Here is a 6,725-nt window from a genome sequence, read left to right on the forward strand (position 1 = left end):
GGCCGTTCGGTGGTCCGGTGACCGGTCCGGAGCGGGAGCATGCGGAGGTGCCCGGGCTGGTACGGCAACTGCCGTTGCTCGGGGCCGTGTCGCGGGTCGCGCGCAGGGCCGTGCGCCGGCAGGCGTCGGCGGAGCGGCTGCCCGATGCGCAGATCGAGGTGTTGCGCACGGTGGAGGCGCATCCGGGAATCGGGCCGCGAGCCGTGGCCGAGCGGCTCCAGTTGGTGTCGAACACGGTGTCGACCATCGTGGGCGAGCTGGTCCGTGCGGGGCTGCTGAGGCGGGACCGTGACCGTTCGGACCGAAGGGCCGCGCGGCTGTACCTGACCGAGGAGGCGGTGGACCGTCTCGCGGCCTGGGTCGCGGCCGGTGACGAGGTGCTGTCGGCGGCGCTGCTGAGCCTGGACGAGGCCGACCGCCGGGCGCTTGACCGGGCGATGCCCGCACTACGCCGACTGCTGGACGCCCTCGAGGAGGCCGACCGGGAGGCAGAGGGCGAGGATGCCGACCGGGGTGACACCGCTCATCGGGCGAGCCCTCGGGGGACGACCAAAGGGCAGTCGGTCTCGGGGTCGCGCAGCACGACTGCCTCCACGCCGTAGAGACGGCGGATCAGCTCGGGCGTGACGGTCTCGTGCGGGGTGCCTTCGGCGACCACCCGGCCGGCCTGCATCGCGACGAGGTGATCCGCGTAACGGCAGGCCAGGACGAGGTCGTGCACGACGACCACGACCGTGCGGCCGACGGTGGTCAGTTCCCGTAGCAGTTCGAAGACTTCGAGCTGGTGGCCGAGGTCGAGCGCGGACGTCGGCTCGTCCAGCAGCAGTACCGGCGTCTCCTGAGCCACCGTCATGGCGATCCAGGCGCGCTGCCGCTGTCCGCCCGACAGGGTTTCCAGGGGACGGTCGGCCAGCGCCGCCATGCCGGTCGCGGCCAGCGCCCGGTCCACGGCCCGCTGGTCCCGTACGGACCATTGCCGCAGCAGACCCTGGTGTGGCTGCCGGCCGAAGCGGACCAGGTCGGCGACGGTCAGTCCGTCCGGAGCCTGGGCGGACTGGGGGAGCAGGCCGATGCGGCGGGCGGCCTCCCGGACGGGCAGCCGGGCCAGGATCCGGCCGTCGAGCAGGACGCTGCCGCTCTTGGGGCGGTGCAGTCGGCTCAGCCCCGCCAGGAGTGTGCTCTTTCCGCAGCCGTTCGGGCCGACCACGGCGGTCAGGCGGCCCGGTGGGGGAGCGAGCCGCACGGTGTCCACGGCGATCGACTGCCCGTGCGCGAGCGTGAGGTCGTCGGCGCGGAGTACGGCTGATGGAACGGCCGCGTCCTCCGTCGGCGGGGGAGGGGCGGCCTCCGTCGGCGGGGCGGTGGTGGGGCGGGTCATGGCAGCCTCCGTGGGCGTGAGCTGAGCAGGAGCCAGATCAGGTACGGGCCGCCGACGACTGCGGTGACGAGCCCCGCCGGTACCTCGACGGGCGCGGTGACGGTGCGTCCGGCGGTGTCGGCGAGGAGGACGAGCGCCGCTCCCGCCAGTGCGCTGCCGAGCACGGGAACGCCGTGCGGGCCGCAGACGCGGCGGGCGGCCTCGGGAGCGAGCAGGGCGACCATGCCGAGCGGCCCCCCGACGGCGACCGCGAGGCCGGCGCACACGACGGCGAGCGCGAGGGCGGCGAGCCGTACCGCGCGTACCCGCACGCCGAGACCGGCAGCCACTTTGTCGGTCAGGAGCAGCACGCTCAGTCGTCGTCCGACCAGCAGCGCGAGCGGCAGACATGCCGCGAGGCCGAGACCGAGCAAGGCCACGGCTGTGGTGGGCCGTGCGTTGAGTGTGCCCACCGCCCAGGGGAACGCGGCGTTCGCGGCGTCGATCGGTGCGCGAACCAGCAGGAGGCTGGTGATCGAGCCGAGCACCGCGCCCACGCCGAGTCCCACGACGACGAAGCGGTAGCCGGAGGTGCCCGCTCCGCCCGCGAGGCCGAGGGTCAGTGCCGCGGCGGTGGCGGCTCCGGCGAGGGCCATCGCGGAGGGGGCGAGGGAGGTGGACGCTCCTACGACGGAGGCGACCGCGAAGGCGGTGGCGCCGTCGTCGATGCCCACGGTGCCCGGGGTGGCGAGCCGGTTGCGCGCAAGGGTCTGCATCAGGCAGCCGGAGACGCCGAGGGCGGCGCCGACGAGCAGTCCGGCGACCAGCCGTGGCGCCCGCAGCCGTTGGACGACGAGTACGTCGGCCGGGTCACCGGTGCCCGCCAGAGCGGGCAGCGAGCGCAGCGGCCCCATGGGCACGGTGCCGACAGCGAGGGCGGTGGTGACGGCGAGGAACAGTGCAACGGCGAGTACGGCGATCCCGGCAACAGCCCGCAGATTCAGCAGTGCTGACGCACCGCCGACACGCAGCAGCAGGGTGCCTCGGGGTGCCTCCGGGGACGGGGCGGCGGTCGCGGTCACAGCGCCGGCACCCGTCGGGAGCGCACCACGGCGACGAGTACGGGGGCGCCGATCACAGCGGTGACCACGCCGAGGGGCATCTCGTAGGGGCGTACCAGCAGTCGTGCGGCGACATCGGCGGCCAGCACGACGACCGGCCCCAGCAGGAGCGACGGTAGAAGCACCCGGCGCAGGTCGGGACCGACCAGCGCCCGTGCCGCGAAGGGCACCACGAGACCGACGAAGCCGATCGGTCCGGCGACCGCGGTGGCGCCGCCCACGAGCAGTGCCACGGCGACGATGGCAGTGAGGCGGGTGCGGCCCGGCCGGTGCCCCAGTGAGGCGGCCGCCTGCTCGCCGAGTGCCAGGGCGGCGAGCGGGCGCGCCACGAGCAGCACGAGCAGCCCACCGAGCAGCAGGGCGGGTGTCACCTCGGCCAGATCGCCGACGTCGTGCCCGGCGACGCCTCCCACCGTCCAGAACCGCACCTCGTCGGCGGTACGCCGATCGACGAGCAGCAGCACGGAGGTCAGGGATCCCAGCAGTCCGCTGAGTGCGGCACCGGCCAGGACGAGCCGCAGCGGATCGTCGCCGACGCCCCGCAGCCGCGCCGCTCCGACCGCGGCGAGGCAGCCGAGCAGGGCGCCGATCACGGCGATGTGCGGGCCGAGGGTGGCCACGCTGCCGCCCAGCGCGATCACCAGCACGACGCCCGTTGAGGCGCCGGCGCTGACACCGAGCAGACCGGGCTCGGCGAGCGGGTTGCGTGCGACCGCCTGGAGCACCGCCCCGGCCGAGCCCAGCGCCGCGCCGACGGTCACCGCCACGACGGTGCGGGGCCAGCGCAGGTGCCACACGGCGAACGCCGCCTCAGCATCCCCGGCACCGCCGGCCACCTCCCGCCACGAGCGGACAGGCCCCACCTCGCCGCTGCCGATCAGCAGGGACGCGAGGCCGGTCAGAGCGAGCAGGGCGACCGGCACGGCGACGCCCACCGCGGCGGAGCCGCTGACGGTCCGCCTCTGGTTCCCGTCGAGCACTGGCTGACCTCCGACGGCTGACACGCCCCGTGAGACGTTTTGTGGTTAGGTTGCCCTAACAATACATCTGCCTCAGAGGTATATTTCACAGGGAGTCGCCATGCGCCGTCCGTTGCCCTCGTCTTCGTCGTCCACGCTGCCGCGTCGCCGGTTCGCCGCCGCCGTTGCCGCGGTCCCCCTTGCCCTGCTCACCGCATGCAGCACTGGATCGCCGGGGCCGGCCGCGGTGGAGGGCGGGAGGGCGTCGTCCGTGTCGGTTCGCACCGCCTACGGCACTGTCGAGGTCCCGGCCGCTCCCCGCCGGGTGGTCGCGCTGGGGGACACGGCGCTGGACAGCACCCTTGCCCTGGGTGTCGAACCGGTGGGGACGCTGTCCAGCCGGGGCGGTAATGCCGTATCGCCCTACCTCGCCGGGAAGGTGCCGGGCATTGCCCTCGTCGGCACCGTCGCGGAGACCAACCTGGAAGCCGTCGCCGCCGCCCGGCCCGAGCTCATTCTCGCCGCCTCCGGCACGCCCCGGGAGCAGTACGACGCGCTCAAGGCGATCGCGCCGACGGTCGTGCCTGAGCCCGCTCGCTTTGGCGACTGGGAGAGCGAGACCCGCACCGTCGCCGCCGCGCTCGGCAAGCACGCTGAAGCGGAGCGGCTTCTCGACGGCATCGAACAGCGTGCCGAGGACGTCGCCGGCGGCCGCTCCGCCGACGGCACGGGAACGGCGGTCGTCGTCCGCTGGATGGCCACCGGCCCGGTGATCCTGTCATCCGCGCTGATGCCCAGTCGTCTGCTGAAGCTGACCGGCGACCGGATCTCGCCCGCCGCGGCCTTCGCCGGCAAGCCGCACACCGACCCGCTCAGCCTGGAGAACCTGGGTGAGATCGACGCCGACCGCATCTACCTCACCACGCTCAACACCGACGGCGAGAAGGCCCTGGCCGCGGCCAAGGCACAGCCGGCCTTCGCCCGTCTGCGGGCGGTGAGGGCGGGCAGCGTCGACGTGGTCGACGGAGACGTGTGGAGCAGTGCGGCAGGTCCGCTCGCCGCCGCCGCGGTCCTCGACGACATCGAACGTCTTCGCGGCGCCGCCTGACGCCGAGGCGACGAGCCGGGCATACCGCGCGGAGCGGTTGGCCGTCGGCCACTGGGGTCAGGCTCGTTGCCTCGTCACCCGCTGCTGAAGGACCTTCTCCAGCAAATTCAGCGCCTCCACCACCCGCTCGCGCTCCGCGCCGAGACTTTCGAGCAACTCGGCCTCCGTCGCCAGCTGCCGGGGGAACATCGTGTCGATCGCGTCGCATCCCGCCGGTGTGACGGTGACCAGTGCGGCGCGCCGGTCGGCGGGGCTCGGACGGCGCTCGACGAAGCCGCGCTTCTCCAGCTTGGCCAGTGTCTTGCTGACGGCCGCGCGGGAGCATCCCAGGGTTTCGGCGAGCCGACGGGCGATCACCGGACCCTGGGCATGCCGGAGTTGTACGAGGGCGTCGAGCTCCGGAGCGGTCAGCGGGGCGCCCTCGTACAACGGCTCCAGGGCGGTGGTCAGCATGGCCTCGATGCGCTTGATGGGGCCCACGATGTCCATGGGGGAGGTATCGAGGTCGGGGCGTGCTGCCGTCCACATGGCGCGGAAGTCCTCGGGGGTCGACGGGGAAGTCATTGTTACCGCCAATTGTTAACCGGTAGACAAATAGTTTACTGTGCGTTCCATGGTACCCACCACGACTTCCGAACCGGCATCCGAGACGTCGGCCGTCACCACCACGCCCCGATGGGCCGGCGTGCTGATCGCGCTGCTGGGCGCACTGACCGCGATCGCGCCGCTCGCGACCGACATGTACGTCCCCGGCTTCCCGGAGATGGGCCGCGCGCTGCACGCGAGCGACTCCGCCGTGCAGTTGTCCATGACCTCCTTCCTGGCCGGTCTGGTCATCGGCCAGCTGCTCATCGGCCCGCTCAGCGACCGCTTGGGCCGCCGCCGGCTGCTGGTCCCCGGCACCGCGCTGTTCGCCGTGCTGTCGCTGGTGTGCGCCTTCGCCCCGACCATCGAGATGCTGATAGCCGCCCGCTTCCTGGAGGGCGTCGCGGGTGCCGCGGGCATGGTGCTGGCCCGCGCGGTCCTCACTGACCGCTTCCACGGACCCGAACTGCCCCGCTACTTCTCGCTGTTGACCATGGTGCTGAGCGTGGCGCCAGTCATCGCGCCGGTGATCGGCGGCGCCTTGCTGTCGGTCGGAAGCTGGCGTCTCACCTTCGTGGCACTCGCGATCTTCGGAACCCTGCTCTTCCTGGCGGTCCTGCCGGGGGTCCCCGAGTCCCTCCCGCCGGAGCGGCGCCACCAGGGCGGGGTGGCCGGCAGCTTCCACGCCATGGGCCGGCTGCTCGGCCATCGAGCCTTCCTCGGCTGCACACTCACGCTGGCGTTCGCCGCAGCCGCGCTCTTCGCCTGCATCGCCGGCTCCAGCTTCGTCTTCCAGGAGGTGTACGACACCTCCGCCGGGCTCTACAGCCTGGTCTTCGCGGTGAACGCGTGCGGCATGCTGCTCGCCGGTGCGGTGTTCGGCGTGCTCTCGCGGCGACTGACGATGGGCACGCTGCTGAGCGCATCCGTGGTGATCGCGGTGGCCGCTGTACTGGTCCAGGTGCTCCTCCTGGTCACGGTCGGCGGCAGCCTGGCCGGCACCTGGGTCACCCTCTTCTTCGCCGCCTTCGGTATCGGCGGCATCTTCCCGGCCAGCATGAGTCTGGGGCAGTCGCTCGGGCGTGAGGCGTCCGGAGCCGCGTCCGCGCTGCTCGGCGGTATCCAGTTCCTGTTCGGCGCCCTCGCCTCACCGCTCGTCGGCGCGTTCGGCACCTCAAGCGCCATGCCGATGGCGGCCACCATGCTCGGTTCGCTGATCTGCGCCGCTCTGTGCCTGGTGTTCCTGGTGCGCCCGTGGCGGGGGCAGGAGCAGAGCAGGCAGAAGGGTGCGCACGCATGAGGATGGCCACGCGGAATGCAGCGGACAGCGCTCACACACCCGCGCTCGCGGCAGAACGGCCTGCGGGTGCGAAGCCCGTCAAGTGGCTGACGACGACGGACCACAAGACGATCGGCACGCTGTACCTGGTCACGTCGTTCGCGTTCTTCGTCATCGGCGGTGTGATGGCGTTGTTCATGCGCGCCGAGCTGGCCCGGCCTGGTCTGCAGATCATGTCGAACGAGCAGTTCAACCAGGCGTTCACGATGCACGGCACGATCATGCTGCTGATGTTCGCGACGCCGCTGTTCGCCGG

At 72.6% G+C, this 6,725-nt stretch carries 8 protein-coding genes; 4 read left to right on the plus strand and 4 right to left on the minus strand.

Annotated features, from left to right (window positions below; genetic code table 11):
• The first annotated feature begins 17 nt into the window (after nucleotides 1–17).
• Entirely contained in the window at nucleotides 18–602 is a 585-nt protein-coding gene (locus ACFY9S_RS39690) for a MarR family transcriptional regulator (protein ID WP_391138860.1), read from the plus strand.
• Here ACFY9S_RS39690 and ACFY9S_RS39695 read toward each other — a convergent pair.
• Genes ACFY9S_RS39695 through ACFY9S_RS39705 form a run of 3 tightly spaced genes read right to left on the minus strand, consistent with a single transcriptional unit; the run spans nucleotide 524 to nucleotide 3,458 of the window.
• Nucleotides 524–1,378, minus strand: a complete 855-nt coding sequence (locus ACFY9S_RS39695) for an ATP-binding cassette domain-containing protein (RefSeq protein ID WP_391138862.1) — start codon at nucleotides 1,376–1,378, stop codon at nucleotides 524–526. The genes ACFY9S_RS39690 and ACFY9S_RS39695 overlap by 79 nt on opposite strands.
• Entirely contained in the window at nucleotides 1,375–2,439 is a 1,065-nt protein-coding gene (locus tag ACFY9S_RS39700) for an iron chelate uptake ABC transporter family permease subunit (protein WP_391138864.1), read from the minus strand. Before ACFY9S_RS39700 ends, ACFY9S_RS39695 begins: the two co-directional genes overlap by 4 nt.
• A complete protein-coding gene (locus ACFY9S_RS39705) occupies nucleotides 2,436–3,458 on the minus strand; it encodes an iron chelate uptake ABC transporter family permease subunit (RefSeq protein ID WP_391138866.1) in 1,023 nt (340 codons plus the stop codon). The genes ACFY9S_RS39700 and ACFY9S_RS39705 overlap by 4 nt, the downstream gene beginning before the upstream one ends.
• A gap of 250 nt (nucleotides 3,459–3,708) precedes the next feature.
• On the opposite strand from ACFY9S_RS39705, the gene ACFY9S_RS39710 reads away from it, so the two are divergent.
• The gene (locus tag ACFY9S_RS39710) at nucleotides 3,709–4,545 is read left to right on the plus strand and encodes an ABC transporter substrate-binding protein (protein WP_391138868.1); all 837 of its coding nucleotides are present in this window, start codon (nucleotides 3,709–3,711) and stop codon (nucleotides 4,543–4,545) included.
• Nucleotides 4,546–4,602: 57 nt separating this feature from the next.
• On the opposite strand, the gene ACFY9S_RS39715 is transcribed toward ACFY9S_RS39710, so the two are convergent.
• Entirely contained in the window at nucleotides 4,603–5,109 is a 507-nt protein-coding gene (locus ACFY9S_RS39715) for a MarR family transcriptional regulator (RefSeq protein WP_391138870.1), read from the minus strand.
• A gap of 49 nt (nucleotides 5,110–5,158) precedes the next feature.
• Here ACFY9S_RS39715 and ACFY9S_RS39720 point away from each other — a divergent pair, with 49 nt between their 5' ends.
• Together ACFY9S_RS39720 and ACFY9S_RS39725 are read left to right on the plus strand one after the other, a co-directional pair.
• Nucleotides 5,159–6,430 (plus strand): Bcr/CflA family efflux MFS transporter, encoded by a 1,272-nt coding sequence (locus ACFY9S_RS39720; RefSeq protein ID WP_391138872.1) that lies wholly within the window; start codon nucleotides 5,159–5,161, stop codon nucleotides 6,428–6,430.
• Nucleotides 6,427–6,725: cbb3-type cytochrome c oxidase subunit I (locus ACFY9S_RS39725; protein ID WP_391138874.1), on the plus strand; the 299-nt coding region annotated here is incomplete at its 3' end. The genes ACFY9S_RS39720 and ACFY9S_RS39725, both read left to right, overlap by 4 nt.

The organism is Streptomyces sp. NPDC012474 (genome assembly GCF_042955185.1).
Classification (GTDB): domain Bacteria; phylum Actinomycetota; class Actinomycetes; order Streptomycetales; family Streptomycetaceae; genus Streptomyces; species Streptomyces cahuitamycinicus.

Excerpts from the sequence above, each read along its gene's own strand:
- ACFY9S_RS39720 (WP_391138872.1), top strand. The coding sequence starts at position 5,159 with ATGGTACCCACCACGACTTCCGAACCGGCATCCGAGACGTCGGCCGTC.
- ACFY9S_RS39715 (WP_391138870.1), bottom strand. The coding sequence starts at position 5,109 with ATGACTTCCCCGTCGACCCCCGAGGACTTCCGCGCCATGTGGACGGCA.
- ACFY9S_RS39695 (WP_391138862.1), bottom strand. The coding sequence starts at position 1,378 with ATGACCCGCCCCACCACCGCCCCGCCGACGGAGGCCGCCCCTCCCCCG.